The 17,094-nt window shown below is 66.7% G+C and carries 17 protein-coding genes; all 17 read right to left on the bottom strand.

The window, feature by feature from the left end; translation table 11 throughout:
* Positions 1-89: 89 nt before the first annotated feature.
* Complete coding sequence (locus DMC64_RS18985) at positions 90-923, bottom strand: hypothetical protein (RefSeq protein WP_125734596.1); 834 nt, start codon at positions 921-923, stop codon at positions 90-92.
* Positions 924-992: 69 nt separating this feature from the next.
* On the bottom strand, positions 993-2,183 hold the full coding sequence (locus DMC64_RS18980; RefSeq protein ID WP_125734595.1) for an AAA family ATPase: 1,191 nt from the start codon (positions 2,181-2,183) through the stop codon (positions 993-995).
* A 1,538-nt stretch (positions 2,184-3,721) separates the two neighbouring features.
* Positions 3,722-6,634: a BTAD domain-containing putative transcriptional regulator gene (locus DMC64_RS18975; protein WP_125734594.1), complete on the bottom strand. Its 2,913-nt coding sequence runs from the start codon at positions 6,632-6,634 to the stop codon at positions 3,722-3,724.
* Positions 6,631-7,044: a hypothetical protein gene (locus DMC64_RS18970; RefSeq protein WP_125734593.1), complete on the bottom strand. Its 414-nt coding sequence runs from the start codon at positions 7,042-7,044 to the stop codon at positions 6,631-6,633. The genes DMC64_RS18975 and DMC64_RS18970 overlap by 4 nt, the downstream gene beginning before the upstream one ends.
* A complete protein-coding gene (locus DMC64_RS18965; RefSeq protein ID WP_255432643.1) occupies positions 7,041-7,481 on the bottom strand; it encodes a TadE/TadG family type IV pilus assembly protein in 441 nt (146 codons plus the stop codon). The genes DMC64_RS18970 and DMC64_RS18965 overlap by 4 nt, the downstream gene beginning before the upstream one ends.
* Positions 7,478-7,834, bottom strand: a complete 357-nt coding sequence (locus DMC64_RS18960; RefSeq protein ID WP_233629741.1) for a TadE/TadG family type IV pilus assembly protein — start codon at positions 7,832-7,834, stop codon at positions 7,478-7,480. The genes DMC64_RS18965 and DMC64_RS18960 overlap by 4 nt, the downstream gene beginning before the upstream one ends.
* 113 nt (positions 7,835-7,947) lie before the next feature.
* A complete protein-coding gene (locus DMC64_RS18955; RefSeq protein ID WP_125734590.1) occupies positions 7,948-8,370 on the bottom strand; it encodes a hypothetical protein in 423 nt (140 codons plus the stop codon).
* A gap of 45 nt (positions 8,371-8,415) precedes the next feature.
* Complete coding sequence (locus tag DMC64_RS18950) at positions 8,416-8,670, bottom strand: hypothetical protein (protein WP_125734589.1); 255 nt, start codon at positions 8,668-8,670, stop codon at positions 8,416-8,418.
* Positions 8,671-8,686: 16 nt separating this feature from the next.
* Positions 8,687-9,670 carry a hypothetical protein gene (locus DMC64_RS18945; protein ID WP_125734588.1) on the bottom strand — a complete coding sequence of 328 codons (984 nt, stop codon included), beginning with the start codon at positions 9,668-9,670 and terminating at the stop codon, positions 8,687-8,689.
* A gap of 82 nt (positions 9,671-9,752) precedes the next feature.
* Positions 9,753-10,769, bottom strand: coding sequence for a type II secretion system F family protein (locus DMC64_RS18940; protein WP_233629706.1), 1,017 nt, complete (start codon positions 10,767-10,769; stop codon positions 9,753-9,755).
* The gene (locus tag DMC64_RS18935; RefSeq protein WP_125734587.1) at positions 10,655-11,560 is read right to left on the bottom strand and encodes a type II secretion system F family protein; all 906 of its coding nucleotides are present in this window, start codon (positions 11,558-11,560) and stop codon (positions 10,655-10,657) included. Before DMC64_RS18935 ends, DMC64_RS18940 begins: the two co-directional genes overlap by 115 nt.
* Complete coding sequence (locus DMC64_RS18930; RefSeq protein ID WP_233629705.1) at positions 11,557-12,945, bottom strand: CpaF family protein; 1,389 nt, start codon at positions 12,943-12,945, stop codon at positions 11,557-11,559. The genes DMC64_RS18935 and DMC64_RS18930 overlap by 4 nt, the downstream gene beginning before the upstream one ends.
* Positions 12,946-13,076: 131 nt before the next feature.
* Positions 13,077-13,910, bottom strand: coding sequence for a hypothetical protein (locus tag DMC64_RS18925; RefSeq protein ID WP_233629740.1), 834 nt, complete (start codon positions 13,908-13,910; stop codon positions 13,077-13,079).
* Between the two features lie 33 nt (positions 13,911-13,943).
* Complete coding sequence (locus tag DMC64_RS18920) at positions 13,944-14,642, bottom strand: SAF domain-containing protein (protein WP_125734585.1); 699 nt, start codon at positions 14,640-14,642, stop codon at positions 13,944-13,946.
* Positions 14,643-14,720: 78 nt separating this feature from the next.
* Positions 14,721-15,677 (bottom strand): hypothetical protein, encoded by a 957-nt coding sequence (locus DMC64_RS43235; protein ID WP_233629704.1) that lies wholly within the window; start codon positions 15,675-15,677, stop codon positions 14,721-14,723.
* Positions 15,677-16,231, bottom strand: coding sequence for a hypothetical protein (locus DMC64_RS18910; protein WP_125734584.1), 555 nt, complete (start codon positions 16,229-16,231; stop codon positions 15,677-15,679). Before DMC64_RS18910 ends, DMC64_RS43235 begins: the two co-directional genes overlap by 1 nt.
* A 68-nt stretch (positions 16,232-16,299) precedes the next feature.
* Complete coding sequence (locus DMC64_RS18905; protein WP_233629703.1) at positions 16,300-16,845, bottom strand: methyltransferase; 546 nt, start codon at positions 16,843-16,845, stop codon at positions 16,300-16,302.
* Positions 16,846-17,094: the final 249 nt, after the last annotated feature.

Below are 17,094 nucleotides of genomic sequence, written 5' to 3'. Positions count from 1 at the left end.
AATTGGCGCCGATTGTGTGGTCACGGCGACCGCGCGGAGACATCCACCGTGCGGCACCGAGACAACACAAAGTCACTTGCCGAAAAGCTTTAGCTGTCCAATACCCCGAGTTCGCGCAGATGGGCCAGCAGGGCTTCCTTGGCTTCGGGAACATCATCATTTGAACTGACGGCAGGCAGATAAATCGCCCCTTCCTCCAAGTCCCGCTTAGGATCTAGAGGAGTTCCATAGGAAGCACCAACGGCCAGCGCCTCTTGGAACCGTTCAGGAACCTCATGCATCGCTGGCATAAAAAGAGTACGAAGCACGGCCGGATGAGAGTAGGCAAACATGATCAACGCTGGGTCCAGGGCATCATTGGGACCCTTAACCTTAGCCCGGAACCGTCCCGCAGTTTTCCCATCCGGACCTAGACTGCTCACGTCAACCCACAGTTCAGTTGCAAAACCCAGTTTGGAGAGAGCGAAAGCCAAAGCTGCGATGCCGTGACCGCGCTTCTTGATAGTGTCACTCGATACTGCACCGCTGTAGGATGCCGAGGCGCACAGTACGATTACACGGCCGGATCGCACAGTTTGCGTGATTTCATAGTCAATCATGTTGTCCGGCTCCCCTGCGAGATACCGACCTACGTCGACCTCGCAACCAGAGACGTCCCACATTGGCCGAAAGCTTGTTAGGTCGTGCTCTTGCTCAACCAGTTCGACCGCATCGGATGCGACGTCCATTGCCACGCTAGATTCACTTAGCCATCCGTCAGAGACCAGCGCACGTAAATCATCAAGGGTACTTACACCATGCCATTCCTCACACAGTTCCCGACTACGCAAGAAGAGATCCAAGTTGCCAATCCCTACCGCCGCCAGTTCGCCTACCGACTCGTAAACGTGCACGATCTCTCTAGCACTTTCACTGGCTCTCATTACTCAAACTCCTTCGACGGAATCTACCTAGGAATCACAACCGGAGCGGGGCAACCATGTCACCGAACGTCACCTATTGGAACTGAGCTTGTTCCAATCTTTTTCGCTCATTCCACGATGGATGCGAGACTCAACAGCCGAGTCCCACGACTTACCAGCGGCCAGCAAGCGGCACATTCCCACGCTTGCACGCGGGGAGATGACAACCGACATAGCGCGCTCTTCCGCGTTTTTGCGCAGGGTTCGCACGAATTTGAGAACCTTGTCAATCATGACTTTGTCAAGTCCAGTTGCGAGACATAGCGAAGTTTCCAGCGCTTCGTCTACACTGATTGTTTCAACCGAGAATCGATCGAGCGTCGCCGCGTCGATCTGCTGCCGACCGACGTAGGCCCGATCCGCCCCACGTCCATAAGTGTTGGCTGACGCAACACAGCGGAAGTCCGGGTTTCGCTTAACCATCTGGTCAGGGAATGCCATCTGACCGTTTGCCAAGCTTGCATTGATCACAGCCAGGACGCTCGGGTGTCCATTGTCGAACTCATCGAAGTGAAACACACCGCCGTGCTCGAATGCTTCCCGAAAGAGAGACCTGACGTACTCGCCCTCAGCCTGCATGTATCCAAGTATTTGCGAGGCAGAAGTCATCGGAGAAAGACTGATCGAATAGTACGGTATACCGATACTCTCGGCTGCTTGCTCCGCAATAGTGCTCTTACCGGTACCTGCCGGACCCACCATCATCACATGTTCGCCCGCAAGCAGATCAGTCGTGATGTCTGCGAGTTTTTCGTGCGAGTTCGCAATTACCCTGCGCACACCAGTCACGCGCTCGACAACGGTTCGGGTCGGCACGATGACGTTGTCCAGCTCACGCTTGATCATCGCGGAAACTTCGTCCCGATCAACCTTAGGCGCAAGGCTCGCAACCAGCGACTGGAACGCTGCAAAAGCATCTCCGCTACCAGTTAACGGAGCTGCATGATCGGTTGAATTGGACACAGAATCTCCCTCGCGCACACTCGCCTTGACCTCGACACTGACACTTCCTGCATCTGTCTTTTCCGCCACTGGGGTAACGTCATTGCCGCATTTGTGCGGCTCTCCCGCAGCGTCGATGAGTACCCATTTCCCGGAAGTTTGACATTTGTCACAGTGGTCATCACCTGACTGCGCCGTATCATGGGCCCAATACAGCGATTTGTCGCCGCATTTCTTGCAGCCGCTTCGTATAGTGCGCTTTGAGTGCTTGATAAGCATCTTTCATCAGCTCCTAAAATTTTCGTTTCTGGCTCACGAATTTGCACCTTCTGCCGGAATCGAACCGGTCGACAGCCATTGGAACTGAAGGCTTCCTAGCCAGAAGGCCCCCCGGAAACTCCGGTATTCAAGTGCCGCGCGAAAACCCGACTTGCTGCTTACGCTGCACGCAGTAGTGACTTTGCGACGTAGCCGCGCTTACGATCCGCTAATCTCTACGACATGCACGTTGAGCGCTGTCACCGCTCAACACATAGGCCATTCACCAGGGGCCGGGGCACTGCGCTTTCAATGGCCGCATTTGGATATAGGTCGGACAAGTCGACGAGCTAATCCGGCGCGGAGGCGAACCGCTAAACGTTTTGCGCATCCGACGTACAGCAGCGGATACGGGCCCTTGAAAGCTAAGCTCACTATGTATGTGTCAAGCATCTAAACCGCATTAAGCGCGCTTAGGTGCTGCACAGCGAGACATCAGAGCGGGTTTTCATTCCTCACCGGACAATGGTCCGGCCGGAATGCGCTATAATGACGCCCCTTCCCTTGCGGTTAGCTGGAATTGGGTCCCACGTCACGCGACTTAAGCGCGTTGCGTGACACGGCAGGACTTCATTCCCCATCTTGGCCAGCAAGCGGTTTCCGTTCGAGAGAACGGTGATCTAAGCCCAGGGAGCGGCTCGCAGTGCATGCGGTTTTGAAAGATCAACAGTGGTGCGAAGTACTGCTCTTGCGTCAGCCGGAGAACCTCTCCTGCCTCGCTTTCGGCGGTACGTCATCTATACAAGCACCCCGTACGGGGAAATGCAACATTCCCCGTACCCTCTTTCTTGCACTTTGGCCTAAAAGGCGCAGGTCAAGCACGAGATCTAGGAAGTCAACGTCACTCGATTGGGGCAGCGCGAGATGTTTGGCCCGGGCGTCAGGAGCCGATGCGACCGGAGGCACTGCCGGGTGACACGCACTTAAGGCATCGCGCTTCGATCAGTGCCCCAGAACCAAACTGGGTCGTTTAGGTACGGCCCACGTCAAGCCCTGAACCCGTGAGCTAAGCAGAGTCCCGTTAGCGCCTGGCCGAGACCCAGGGGCGCCTTAGTCGTGCTTAGCCGACCACACGTGCGCTTAGCGGCCGCTAAGCGTCGTCCCCTAACTCAAGGGACGGCATTATGGTCCATAGTGGACAGTCATGACGGCATGACAACACGGCGGCCAGCAGGCCGGCCCCGCGGCCAGCGACTGGCGGGCGGAAGAATACTTCGGATGTCGGGAAGCCCCTCGCACGCGAACGTAACCGTCGCGCCCAACGTGACCGCCGAATCCAAACAGACGGAAGCCGGCCACCCACCCGACAGACTGTTCAGATGCCTGCTGGCACCGAAGTTGGAGGGCACAGAGGAAGGGGTGCCGACGTACCTGTGCTGCGAAAAGCCCGTTCCCTGCCCCTTCCGCTCTAGCAGGCCCCCGGAGAGGAAGGCGGAAAGGAAGCTGGAGAAGTAGGCGGACAAGCTCTTGCCGCCTCGATGAAGCGCTGCTCAGTCAGGTCAGCTAGCTTGCCTGTCCGGAACGCCATTCCTCGGTTGCTGAAGTGCGGCGGCAAGGGTAAGGGTGTCGCGGGCAGGGTGTTCTCCGAGTTCGGATAGCACCGTAATTAGCAGCCGCAGCGTGCGCGGGATGCTGTCGTACTGGCCGAGGCGGGCTTGGGTGCGCATGAGGTCGCGGTAGATCGCTTCGTTGTAGGGGTCGAGCCGTCGGGCTTGTTCCAGCAGGGCGAGAGAGTGTTCGGGCGCGTCGCGACGGGTTGCGCGGATCAGGGTACTGAACGCATCGAGGACCTCGCGGCGGAGCGCTTCGCGGGGTCCGTCGATCCAGTCTGCGGTGATGCCTTCGGCGAGGTCTCCGCGGTAGAGCGCGATGGCGGTGTTCAGCGCCTGGGTGGCGTCGGCCGGTGTGCTGGTTCGGCTGGCGGTGAGCGCGTCGTGCAGCTGCCAGAGATCGACGGCTACGAGCTGTTCGTTGAGGGCGTAGTGGCCGTCCTGGCTGGTGATGATGTCGAGGGCGTCGTTCTCGGTGGCGCGGCGGAGGCTTCGGCGGAGCTGAGACAGGGTTGCGTGGAAGGTGTTGTAGGGGCGATCGGCCGGTGCATCGGGCCAGAGCGCAGCGCTGAGGGTTTCGCGGCGGCAGCCTTCGCGGTGCAATGCCAGGTAGACAAGGATCTCCCGTTGTCGCGGCGCGAGCGCTTCAACGAGGTCATACGGTTCTGGGCCGGTGCGGGTCAGGCGGAGACGGCCGACTACCTGCAACTGCAGCGACCGATCCGGGGATCGGTCCGCGGTGCTGGTCTCTGCCGTCCCGACGTCCCGTTGCGTAGTCGCCTGAGGCGCTTCAGGGCCGTGTTCGGGACCGGCTTTACTGAATTCGTATTCGGATGTGGTCGTGGCCACGCTATCGACGCAGGTGGAGCGGTGTGACGGTTCGGTGTGGTCGGGCTCGGCGGCGTGGAGCAGCGTGAGTAGGTCGAGGGCGTCGGCGCCCGGAAGGGAGAAGAGCCGCGCGCCGGCGAGGTTGCCGGTGAGTGCCGGGGAAGCCGTGTCGACGATGCCGTCACCGGTCACGCGCACGGTACCGCCGGGACGCCATGGGCCAAGGAGCAATCCGGTGAGTCCGAGGTGGGCTCCGGTCTCGAGGATGGTGTGCAGGCGCCGGTCGGCGTCCGCGCTGGGCGCAGCCACGATGAGAAAGGGCCCGGAACGGCTCGACGGGCGAGGTGTCTGGGTATCCGGGTCGTTCCCGGCGAGGCTCTGGCCGTGCGTGCGGGCGAGCAGTTCGGCTTCCAGCACATCGAGAGCAGCGGGCACGGCGTCGACGATTCTCAGCCGTTTCGGTACACGGTCTGGGAGGGTGTGCCCGAACAACGAGCGGGCGACAGGGTGCGGGATGACGATCGTGGCGTCTAGGCCGTCGCTGGCAGCTTGCGCGAGCAAGGTGACGATGAGGGCTCGCGCGGCGGAGCGGGCGCCGGGCCCGACGAGCCCGAGGCCTTGTGTCCGGGCGAGGTCGAGCGCGATGGTGTGTCCGTCCCGGATACCGACCGCGGTCCCGGGCGTCGTCGGGCGTGCGGCGCGGACGACGGCTTTAGCTCGGCCGCGGGTGTCCAGCTCGACCTGCCGGGTGTGCCGGGAGTTCGCCGGTTCGGTCGCCGGAGTCTCCTGGTCGGCCGGAGGTTGCGTGGCGACGTCGTGAGCGATGCGCAGCGCGCGCACGACCGGCAATCCCGTGGGATCGCCGTCGGTTCGGACACCAGGCCGGTACCAGCGGCGACGTCGCATTCGGACCGTGACCGTCGCCAAGGTGATCAGAGCGGCCAGTCCGAGCCCGACGAACGCCCCGCCCGGCAGCGACACACCGCCGTCTCCGGACGCCGCGGGCTTCTGCAGTTCGTCCCCGGGTGTGGACGGCGGTGTTTGGCCGGCTGGGAGTGGATCGTCCAGGGGTGCGGGTGCGGACACGCTCCGCGGTGGTTCCTGGGGTTCTGCCGGTGGTGCGGTTGGCGCAGTGGCGGGCAGCGCAAGCGTCCAGCCGGGTAAGAGCTGGTCGGGGTGGCGCAGGGCACGGCCATCGGGCTGGGGCCGCCCGGCGTTGAGGTCAAAGAGCTCGCGCCAGGCGCCCGGGTCGCCGAGGTGGCGCTCGGCAATACCGGAGAGGGTGTCCGCAGACTGCACCGTCACGGTCCGTCCGGTCTCCGCGGTGGTGTCCTGACGCGGGGGAAGACCGACGGCGTCTAGCGGGAGCAGCAGAGTCCACGCGGGTTCGAGGTCGTCCGGGTTGCCGGCGAGCAGGCCGGGGTTGAGCCGCACGATCTCGTGGTAGCGCCTCCCGTCGCCGAGATGGCGTTCGGCGAGGTCCCACAGGGTGTCGCCGTGCACAACCGTGTACGGCACCGTGCCGTGTGTGGTTGTCGTCGCCATGCCCGCGGCGGAATCGCGGGGCGCGCTGACCGGGTTCGGATGAGGCCGTGGTGGCGCGGTGGCCGCGGTCGGCGTGGCGGGGAGTCCGGCCCCTGCCGCAGTGCCTGCGGATGTAGCGATCAGGACGGCGGCGACGAGCCCGGCGATCCACCGGCCAGTCGGGATTCGCCGGAGCGGGCCGCGGGCGGCACGGCCGGTCTGGCGGATCACTTCGACGATCACGGACACGGTGAGGGCCAGCCAGCCCGTCCATGCCACGGCAACGATCAGCCAGATCACCAGGTCGCCGGTGATCCACGCCCAACGCAGCGTGGCCCAGATCTGCTCAGGCCACTGGGTGATCTGTACCAGGTCTGGCCAGCGCTCGGGAATCAGGCGGACGGGATCGGCGCCAAGGGCCAAGAGCCCGCTTGGGATACCGGCGACGAACGCGAGCAGAGCCAGCGCGGCGAGCGCGCCGCGGACGCGCTGTGCCGCCGGGGACGTCATGGGAGTCCGCCGTCACGGGTCCCGACGCCGAGTTCGGCCACCGCGGTACCGGTGGCCTGCACACTACGGCCGAGCAGTCCGATGGGCGCGGGCTCCGTGACCATGACCGTCACCCGGACCGTGCGGGTACCGGTAATGCTGACCTGACCGGGGTGCCCGGTACGGGCGAGGTAGTCGCCCGCGGCCCGAGCAGCCGTGGCGGTGTCGATGCCGACCTGCGCGCTGCGGGTGTCCACGGCCGTGTTCGCGGCGCGGGCGACTTCGGCGGCCAGAGCGTCAGCGCGGGCGATGGTCCGCAGCCGGGCGGCGCCGTCGACGACCAAGGCGAGCACAAACAGCAACGCGGGCACCAGGACCGCGATCATCACGCTGAGCGACCCGGCATCCCGTGGCCGTGCCACGGTAATCATGGCCGTCCCCGGTACGGATCGGCGGGGCTGGTGAACGAACTGGTGATCAGGCGAGTACCGCCGGGGACGGGGAGGGCGAGGTCGCTGAGCGCGACACGGCACGTAACGCTGGCCCTCACCAAGCCGGCGCGACCGACGGCGATCTGGCTGGCGTCGACCGACACACTGGTTTCCTGGCAGGTGATGCCCTCACGTCCGAGACGATCACGAGCCACAGCCACTCCGGCCTGCTGCGCCGAGTGAGGGCTGCGCGCGATCGACGCGGCGCGGGCAGCAGCGGTGGCGGCGTTGTCGACGGCTTGCTCCGCGGAACTGACACGGGCACCCGCGATGATCAGCAGCCCCACGAGGATCACAGCGGGCACGAGCACGGCGGCTTCGACGCTGACGGAACCCGTATCTGTCCACAACCGACCGATACGTGCGTGGCGAGTCACGAGCCGCCCCCGGTCAACGACGTGGTGAAGCGCTCCTTGACCGCTCGCGCGGTCACTTCGACCCCGATATCAAGCCCGGGGATCGGCAGCAGCCGGACCGTCGTACCGGACACCGCGACCTGGACAGTGTCAGCGGTCATGGTGGCACGAACCTTGGGTGAGGTCAGGACACCGCGGCCTGCGCGGTCGGCGAACGACCGTGCGGCGGCGGCCGCGACGGGTTGCGTGGCGCCGACAGGACGTCCGGCGTCCACACCGGCCTGTGCCGCCTGAGCGGCCACGGAATGCGCATGCCACCACAGGCCGCCTTGCACCACAGCGAGAATCAGCAGCAACACCAACGGAAACAGCACGGCCAAGCCGACGGACTCCGCTCCCCTGTCGTCGTGAAGCCGCGCCCGGACGAATCCTCGACACGGTGTCCATAGTGGCCGGTCGGTCTGGCGGAGCGAGAAAGTTGATGTTGTCACGACGCTACCGCCGGGAGAGGAACGGTGCCGCCGCGTGCGGGTGGAATATCCTGCGCGGCGGCGACGTTGGTGTGCGCTGACTGGTGTGAAGCGGCCGGTTTCCGGGCTTGGGTGGTCTTCGCAGGATTCGTTCCGGCGGGCTTCTTCCGCTTGGCGCGTCCGGGTTTGGCGTTGTTGAGCCAGCGGGCGAGCTCGGTTGCGGGGACGTCGGTAAAGGCGGCCAGCTCGTCGATCTCGATCACGTCGCCGGATTCGGCCAGCACCTCACCCAGCTCGCGTTCGATGCCCCCGAGTTGCTCGGCCAGCTCGGCGTGGCGGTCTGCCAAGTCACCGACGCGCCGCGCCGCGGCGGACCTCCTCTCACTCCGGGCAGTGTCTGCTACTTCGACACGTCGTTCGATCTCCTCAGCGGTCGGCATCGTGTGGTCTCCTTTGCAGTTAAGGGCTTCCAGGTACGTACAGGTTCACTTGATCTGGCCTTGGTAGGTCTGGACGGCGGCACGGATGGCGAAGCCAAGCCCGATCGCCACGGCGAGGCCGATCGCGACGAGGACCGCCTTTTCCACGGACTCGGATCCGCGGTCTCCCGATGCACGGGCCCGCGTCCACTGGTCTTCTGCAGTGACTGCGAAGCTGAGCACCCACGCGGTGAGGAACAGCCCGAGCCGGGCGCCTCGTCGCCGGACTGTGGTCGCGCAGCGCTTGAGATGGTTAAGCATGAGTATCGTTCTCCTTTCACGATGAAGTCGTTGGCCTATAAGGCTTGCTGGTTGGCTTTGCGTTCACGGCCCCCTTTTCATGGTTAGGCGTGTTGATGGTTCGCCCTGCCGGGGGGTGACCTGCTCCGGGCCACTCGGACGGAGGTTGCTCCCACGGGAATGCCCCGGAATGCGTGATATCCCGTGCCGCGGTGACGTGAGCGAACACGTTTCGCGGCAACGCGTCCGAGTCCTGCGACAACCTGGTGAGGTGTTCCTGCCCCGGAATGGTGGCCAGGGTGTGACTGACGCGGGCAGCGAGATCGTGTCGCCGGAGTTTCTGTTCCCACGCACGACAGAGCACGACACACCCCCGCACATGCCGCGCTACCTCCCGCAGGCTCGTATCGACGTCGTCGACCGCTCGCCGCGTCGCAGTGACCAGGTCATCGGTCGTGTCGAGCGAGGCAGCTACCTCCTGAGCAAGAGCGCGGGCCTCGCGGCTGTGATCGAGACAGCACAAAGCCCGCCACACCACTGTGTGGATCTCACCCGGCAATGCGGGATCGAGCCAGGCGAGCGCCGGACTCCGGTGCAGCACCTGCACCCCCGTCAGCAACTCGGCGACCAGTTCACGGGAATCTGCACCCAGGTCATCGAAATCGCGACGCCGGTAGAACTCTCCCCACCGAAGCCGAAGCCGCGGTACGCCTTCGTACTCGAAGGAGGTCTCTCTGGCTGAGCGGCCAAGGACGCGAAAGACACCCAGCACCACGATCAAGGTCACAAGGCCGATGCCGAACTTCTCGCCGAATCCGTGACCACCGCAGGACATCTGAATGGCCATCCCCGCGGCGCAAAGTCCTTTAAGGATGGTCGTGGGGCGAACGAGACTGAGTGCTTGCTTGCGCCGCCATTGACGCGGGGTCATCGCAGGGTTGAGCAGCACTGTGGCGTAGCCGTCGGGGAGCACGCAGTCGAGTACCGGCGGCACCGTTGCAGGCGATTCATGGTTGTGCATCAGACTCCTCCTTCAGCCGGGGCCGATTTCTTTCTCTGGAAAGGAAAGCGGAGGTGGCGACGGGGGTCGTCGCGCGTTCTGGCTAGCCCCCTCCTGCGGCCAACCGGATCATGGCGGGGTACATGACCAGGAGCAGGAACGCGACCAGCAGCAGTGCGACGGGGAGCGCGAGGCGTTGGGAGCGGGCGTTGGCGTCGGTTTTGTCGGCGGCCAGCGCGGCGGCGCGCAGAGAGCTCGATTTAGCGATCAGGGTGGTGTAGATGGCGGCGCCGTCGGCCGCGGTGGCGAGGATGTCGGCCAGGTCGGCGAGTTCTACGACTCCCATACGTTTTCCGAGGCGGGACAGGGCTTCCCACGGGGTATGGCCAGCCTGTGTCGCGCGGCCGAGGGTGCGGCTGATCCGGGCGAACACCCACGAGTCCCCGACGGCGGCTGCCTCCCCCAGTGCCTGACTGGGGGCTCGGCCGGTGGCACGTTCCTGCGCGACGAGGTCGAGATAGGCGGCGATGGCGCGGCGGAATTCCTCCCGCGCCCGAGCGGCGTCCTCCTGCACGGCCAGCACCGGCACCACCGATCCGGCCGCCGCGCCGGCGATCACGACCAGCACCACCAGCGGGGCAGAAAGGTCGATGCCACCGAACCAGCTAAGCCCGGCCATCACGAACACAGTTCCGGCAGCGGCAGCAGCCCAGGTCAGGCGGCGGGCAAGGTAGCGGTCGGCGGTCTGATCGAGGACGTCGAGGTCGGTGGCAGGGATGCCCCACCAGCGGTTCGACGATCGTCCGGAGACTCCGGCCAGACGTTCGATCCGGGTCGACCAGCGGCTGCGTGGCGGCGCTCCGTCAGCACGGCGGGCGGCACGGTCGTCCAGTTCGGCGACCGCGGCTGCGACGTTGACCGGTGCCGGGCGCAGCAGCGCCAGGAGCACGCAGACCAGCGCCAACCCGCCCAGTGCGCCCAGCAGCGCAGCGGTGATCCCGGGGTTCATCGCGGCACCTCCGCCGCGGTGCGCCTCGGTTTCGGTGTCCCGGGCGGGATCCTCGAGGCGGCGCCGAGCAGGCGAGCGGGGCGGCGGGTCCGGGTCAGCAAGTGCATCCACCACCCCGCCGCGCCCAGCAGACCGCCGATCCCGGCCATCACGAGCTGGCCGAGCAGGTCGTTGAACGGGGTGAGGAACTCGTGCGCGAAGACCACCAGGCCGGTGAGCAGGAGCGCGGTGATGCCGAGGATGGCGCGGACATCGGTGCGGGGTTTCGCGCGGTCGGCTTCGATGTCGCGGCGGGCGACGACCTCGCGTTCCAGGGCGGTGGCCTTGCTGTCGAGAATGTCGACCAGTCCGCGTCCGCCCGCGCGGGCGCGCAGGATCAGCGCGAGCACGACTTCGTCGGCGGCTTCGTCGCCCACGTCCTCGGCGAAGGCGCGGAGCGCGGCCTCCAGGCCACGCGTCCGCAGACGAACCGCGAGGGTTTCGATCTCGCCGCTCAGTGCTTCGGGGGCGGTGCGGGCGGAGGTGGTGATCGCTTGTTCCAGTCCGCTGGCGCCGGAGGCCAGGACATCGGCGAGACGCCGGACCCAGCTGGCGAGGGCGTCCAGCCTCGCGATCACGCGGCGGGCGTCGTGGCCGCGGGCGAGAATCGGCACCGTCAGCGCCGCGGCGACGGTCAGGATGATGGCGACCGGCCAGCCGGTGCCCCACCAGACGATCCCGCCCGCGGCGACCGCGACGACCACCCGCCGCCGCGGTACCCGTGCCGCGAACGTCTTCCAGCCCGCGCTGAGTCCCGTGGCCGTTGTCGTCGACCGCGCGGCGGGTGGGAGGAAGGCGACGACGGCGCAGGCGATCGCCGCTACCGCGGCGACGCCGAGCACGCCGGCCCAGACGCCCGTCATCGCCTGCCTCCGCCCGGCAGCTCGGTGGTCTGCCAGGTGCCGGCACCGGCGGTGTCGAACAAGTGGCGGTCGAACCCGTGCCTGGCCAGGCGCTCCAGCAGGTCAGAGGTCGGCGGGTAGGCCGGGACGGCGCGGCCGTCTTCCGGGCGTGGGGCGAAGATTCTGGTGGTGTCCGGGCGGCCGGAGTCTCCGACCGGGCCGACCTCGATGATCTCGGTGACGAATCTCTGCCTGCGCTGCCCGCTGGGTGTGTCGTGGTCGGCGCGGGTGACGTGCACGACGAGGTCGATCGCCGAGGCGGTCCACTGGTGGGCCGCCTCGATCGCCAGCGGCGGATGAGCGAGCTGTCCGAGCGCACCGATCCGGTCGAACACCGCGGAGGCGCTCGTGGCGTGCAGAGTGCACATACCGCCCGTGGCGCCGTTCCCGAGAGCGCGCAGCATCGCGGTGACTTCCCCTGCCCGGACTTCCCCGACGATCACCCGGCTCGGCGAGTGCCGCAGCGTCTGCTTCAGCAGGTCGTCCAAGGAGATCTCCCCGATGCCCTCCGAGTTCGCGGGACGGGCTTCCAAGGGTGTTACCAAGGGCCGGGCACCGATGTGCAGCCCGAGTTCGTACTCCTCTTCGACCGTGACGACGTGCTCGTAGTCCGGGATTTCCGTGCACAGCGCGCGCAGCAGGGTCGTCTTGCCCGCGGCTGGGCCGCCGGACACGATCACGTTGCAGCCCGCCCGAACGGCCGAGCGCAGGAAGGCCGCGAGCAGCGGATCGAGCGTGCCGTTTGCCACGAGATCGGTCAGGCCGACGTCGACCAGGCGGTGGCGGCGGATCGCCACTCGCGGCCGGTCGGAGACCTCCATCACGGCGGCCACCCGAGCCCCCAGCGGGCCACCGGCGCCGATCCGAAGGTTTCCCAGCGGGCGGCCGGCGTTGAACTCACGGGATGTCTGGCCTTGGCGGGCAAACATCGCCGCGAGCATCTCCACGAGATCGGCGTCGGTGTCGGCAACCGGGTGCGGCCACTGCTCGACCGTGCCGTCCGCCAGCTCCAGCAGGACCCGATCACAGCCGTGCACGTGAATGTTCTCCACGTCGTTGCGCTCCAACAGTTCCTCCAGCGCGCCGAGCCCGGATAGCGCCGCCACGACCGCTCGGTTCAATCGGCGTTCCTCGGCCACCGGCAGCGGCGCGTGTCCGGCGGTCGCGCGGCGTTGCACCCAGCCGGAGACCTCGTCGGCCACGTAGGCGCGCATCCGCGCCTGCTGCTCCTCGTTCGTCAGCGGTGTGTCCACATGGGACTCGCCCGCGGCGATGCGCTCCAGCCGGGCAGCGACCGCTTCCCGGATCTCCCTGACAGCCTCGGGGTCGAGCCGCCCTGTCTGCACACTCTCCCGCCGCGGTGTACGCGGTATCGCTGTTGCGGATCCCGCCGAGTTACTGCGCGGTGGCGGCAACGTCACTGGATACGGCGACACTGACGGATCATGTGGCAAGCGGAACCCGTTGCGCGGCAACGTCATCGTGTACCTCCGGAAAGTAGGCGGGACGGTGCGGCCGCGGCCGGAATGCGCGGCTCGCTCGGCGCGTAGCTGTGGTAAGTGCCGTGGAGACGGCGCGCGACGCGACGCGCGGCGCGCAGCAACGGCGACCGGTGCGGAGGCGTTCCTCCGTCGATGCCGTCGGAGAACACCGCCGCCGTTCGCGCGGCCATCGGAATTTCCACCGCGGATTCCCGTCCCAGCGCCACGCGGACTTCGCGGGTGCCTGCGGGCGTTGTCGCGCAGACGGCCAGCCCCAGCCGTTGCGGCAGAATCCGCTCGGCGAGCTCGGCCAGGACGGGGCGCGCGGCCAGCACGTGTCGCTGCGTTGGGCGCACCGCCACCAGCACGAGATCCGAAGCGAGCAGCACCGGCCACGGCGTCGCCGAGCTGTAGCGGCCGAGGTCGACCAGCGCGTCGGCCGGATGCCCGGCCGCGGTCCTGAACGCGGCCAGACCGACGGTCAGGCGGGTCCATCCGGCCGCGCCGACCGCGGTGTGCTGGCCCGGTGTACTCAGCCCGGCCAGCAGGCCGACATGCCGCGCCGGAGGAACCTCCTGCACGTGCTCGATCAGCGACGCCGGGTCCCCGGCGGTCGCGTGCCGGGTCGCGATGAAATGCGACAACACACCGACGTCAGTACGGAGAAACCCGTTCACCACCCAATGCCCCAGCCAGCCCAGCGCCAGGTCACCCCCCGCCGGGTCGCAGTCGGCCAACAGCACCGGCACGGGCCAGGCCGCAGCCAACGCGGCCAGCGTCGTCGTCCCGCCCGGCGCCCCCTTGCCCGACACGATCGTGATCATCGCCATCTCACTCACCACTCCTTCGGAAGCCGATCTTTTTCACTCGCCCGGCCCGAGCTGGACCACGACGACCTGCCCAGCGGAGGCGCTGGTCGCGGCATGCGCGGCATCAGTACCGACGACGACATCGACCGTGACCGCTCCGGCGGAATCCGGCGGGCCGACGCCGAGCACCCGCGCACGAAACGGACCGGACGTGTTCGCCGGAGCCTGCCCAACGTCCGGCCCGCTACTGGCCGCGATCGGGGTGACCTGCACCAGATCCCCAGCCGATAAGCCACGGGCGGGCAGGTGACCCGGCCGCACGGGAAGCCCCACCAGCCGCTCGCCCGGCCCCGGAATCGGCTGCCCGGACAGCTGCCCCGGTGCCAGCACCGTCCCGGCAGGCAGAATCGACCGCGTGACCTGCCCGACGACCCTGGCTTTGTCACCGACCGGGATGAACGCCAGCGGCTGGTCCGGGACGGCCTTGGCCACACCGACATCGCCCTCTACGATCGTCTGCCCCCAACCCACCTCACGGGTGAGCACGAGGACATCGACCCGGTCGTCCTGCCCCGCGATCAAGGCGTAGTTGCCGAACGCGACGACCGCGGCCAGCACCACCGCGACCCCCAACAGCCACCAGCGCCGTCGCCGTGGCACCCGCGGCGGCTCGTCGTCCTCGGGCTGGCCGACGAACGCCGAGCCACTGCCGCGCGATTCCGGCGGGCGCGAAAAAGACAAAGCGGTACCCATAGCAGTATTCCTTCACAACCCAAGAATTGCGTTCGACGTGCTCAGAACGTCTTGAATACGGTTTCGAGAAGTGCAGTTCTAATTCGCGCGCAAGGCCTGAACCTCGGCGACAGCGAACGTCGCCCTCGCCCGGGACTGCATCAGCGGGAAGTCACCGCCCACCGAACCGGAACCATCCGAGCCGATCCAGCTCACCGACCACTGGATCGCCCACTCCGCGGTGGTCTGATCATTCGGCTGCCCGACCGAGCTGCGGGTGTACACGAAACCGCAATCAGGGCTGGCGGCGTGCAGCCCGAGGGACCGGTCATACGGTGTTCCCGGCCCCGAGCAGGACATCGACCCGCCGTACCCCGAGTTGAAGGTCATCCCCGTTGGCGTCGCGGTCACCTCAGCCCACACCGGACCGGCCTGTACCCGCTCGACCGCCGGTTTCCACACGCCGCGATCGGTCCAGATCCAGGTGTTCTCCCCCACGATCGTGGCGGTCCTGCCATCGGGCAACCGCACATCCGGCGAATGCCGAGGAACGGGCAACGGTAACTGCAGCTGCTCGAATGCGCGCGCAGCAAGCTCCGCCGGAGTCGGCAAAGGAGGAGCCGCCGGTCCACCTGACGCCGCGAGTTCGTCGACCGGCAGCGAGGGGACGCAGCGGATGCCGAACGCACTGCCACCCGGCCGACCAACGCCAGGTGAACCACCCACCCCGAAACCACCGAGCGAACAGCCCGCAGGAAGCCCGTCCGGCGACTCCGGTGCTTTGATCGCACCACCCGCCCGCCGGTCCTGACCGAGTGGCTTCCTACCTGGTCCGCCTGGCCGGACAGGAGCCTGCCCTCGCTGCCGCAGCGCCTCCATGTCGACCTGCGGCGGAGCGACAAGTCCCGACGAGTCGCCCGGCACCACGATGACCTGACCGTCATCGACGGTCGGTGGCACCGCGGCGTACGCCCGGGTCGGCAAGGCGACAACCGCTCCTCCAATCAGGCAGGCGAGCCCCAGCGAGGTCGCCCGCGTGCTGCGTGGCCGGATCATCAGCATGTCCCGCCGGGGAACGCGACCTGGGCGACTCGCCACCGGCCGTCCGTGCTGTCCCGCTTGAGGTCGGCGGCCACTGGATTCCTCGGCACCCCGACAGTTTTCGGGTCGCCGGTCGTGGCATCCGCTTGGCCTGTACGCGAAGCGTCCTGGCAGTCACTCAACTTGGCGGAGGCGCCATCGATCTGGACTGATTGAATCCGTGCTGTGACATCGCCGTAGACCTTGATCCCCGCTTGCTTCTGCGTGCGCATCGCGTTCAGCGTCGTGGTGAGCTGGGGATCCACCGCCACCGCTGCCATTGCGGCCCGCCACGTTTCTTCCGGCTCGTCATCGGTCTGAAGAGTCCGGGACCAGAACGCGGAGTAAGCCGTCTCGACCGCTGCCCGCTCGTCCTGGCCCGAAGAAGTCGCCGCCTGCGGCGGAGCGGACAGATTCGGCGACGAGGGCGTTACCTGTCCGGTGCCGCCGCTACAGCCCACCAGCAGAACCACCGCCGATCCGACCAGGGCGAGTGGCAGGGCCACCCGACGAGTACCGACTTTGCTCACGATTTCCTCCCCATTGCTGATCACTACCGATACACGAACAGGTCGTCCGGGCACGGTCACCGACTTGTCTATGCCACGAGGACGCTCACCAACGCTCCGCCGAGCAGCGACGGCCCCGCGGCGAACGTGGAATTCACGCTCTTGGACGACACCGCGACCACGAGGGCGACCGCTGCGGTCAGTCCGGTGGCGATCAGCAGGCCCCGCAGTAAGCCATCCCATCCGAACCACCCGAGGAACAACGCGAGGGCGCCGTACAGCGCCGTATCGCCTCCTCCGGTGTGGTCGGGCGCGAAGACCTGAACCAGAGACGCGAGACCGAACGCGACCACGGCGGACGCGCAGGCGAAACCGAATCTCGACCAAGCTCCGTCCATGACCGCGATGCCGAAGAAAACCACGGCACAACCGCCTGCCAGCGCCGTCACCATCGGAAACGGAAGTCGTCGGCATCGGAGATCCGTGAGCGCGAGACCAACTCCCAGCGCATAGGCCCAACACCACACCAGCCAGCTCGGCGTCGCGCCCAGCCGAAGCCAGGCGATCCAGCTCGCCGCCACCGTTGCCGCCGACATCGTGGCCGCGACCGCGAACCGTGTACGGGGCCTGGTCACCAGAACCGTGTTCGTCGAGCGCTCCGCAGCGGCAAGCAACGCCGGCCCTGCTGCGAAGCTCCCGACTCCGATTACGTACTCCACGATCGGCACTGTTGGCACTCCCCTGCGAGGTGCGCAAGCACGAGCGAATCGTCATGGCCTCGCCCTCCTTGTCGGTGATGGTGACCGGCCTGGTCCGGAGCAATCGCCGGCTCCGAACCGAGCCGGTCACCTACTTCCGTCCCCGGAGCTAAAACGTCCGGGCCA

Source organism: Amycolatopsis sp. WAC 04197, assembly GCF_003947475.1.
Taxonomy (GTDB): domain Bacteria; phylum Actinomycetota; class Actinomycetes; order Mycobacteriales; family Pseudonocardiaceae; genus Amycolatopsis; species Amycolatopsis japonica.
This window is presented reverse-complemented; position numbering and strand designations above follow the sequence as displayed.

Excerpts from the sequence above, each read along its gene's own strand:
- DMC64_RS18950 (WP_125734589.1), bottom strand. The coding sequence starts at position 8,670 with ATGCTTAACCATCTCAAGCGCTGCGCGACCACAGTCCGGCGACGAGGC.
- DMC64_RS18985 (WP_125734596.1), bottom strand. The coding sequence starts at position 923 with ATGAGAGCCAGTGAAAGTGCTAGAGAGATCGTGCACGTTTACGAGTCG.
- DMC64_RS18980 (WP_125734595.1), bottom strand. The coding sequence starts at position 2,183 with ATGCTTATCAAGCACTCAAAGCGCACTATACGAAGCGGCTGCAAGAAA.
- DMC64_RS18925 (WP_233629740.1), bottom strand. The coding sequence starts at position 13,910 with ATGGCGATGATCACGATCGTGTCGGGCAAGGGGGCGCCGGGCGGGACG.
- DMC64_RS18970 (WP_125734593.1), bottom strand. The coding sequence starts at position 7,044 with ATGATTACCGTGGCACGGCCACGGGATGCCGGGTCGCTCAGCGTGATG.
- DMC64_RS18955 (WP_125734590.1), bottom strand. The coding sequence starts at position 8,370 with ATGCCGACCGCTGAGGAGATCGAACGACGTGTCGAAGTAGCAGACACT.
- DMC64_RS18975 (WP_125734594.1), bottom strand. The coding sequence starts at position 6,634 with ATGACGTCCCCGGCGGCACAGCGCGTCCGCGGCGCGCTCGCCGCGCTG.
- DMC64_RS43235 (WP_233629704.1), bottom strand. The coding sequence starts at position 15,677 with ATGATCCGGCCACGCAGCACGCGGGCGACCTCGCTGGGGCTCGCCTGC.
- DMC64_RS18945 (WP_125734588.1), bottom strand. The coding sequence starts at position 9,670 with ATGCACAACCATGAATCGCCTGCAACGGTGCCGCCGGTACTCGACTGC.
- DMC64_RS18920 (WP_125734585.1), bottom strand. The coding sequence starts at position 14,642 with ATGGGTACCGCTTTGTCTTTTTCGCGCCCGCCGGAATCGCGCGGCAGT.
- DMC64_RS18935 (WP_125734587.1), bottom strand. The coding sequence starts at position 11,560 with ATGACGGGCGTCTGGGCCGGCGTGCTCGGCGTCGCCGCGGTAGCGGCG.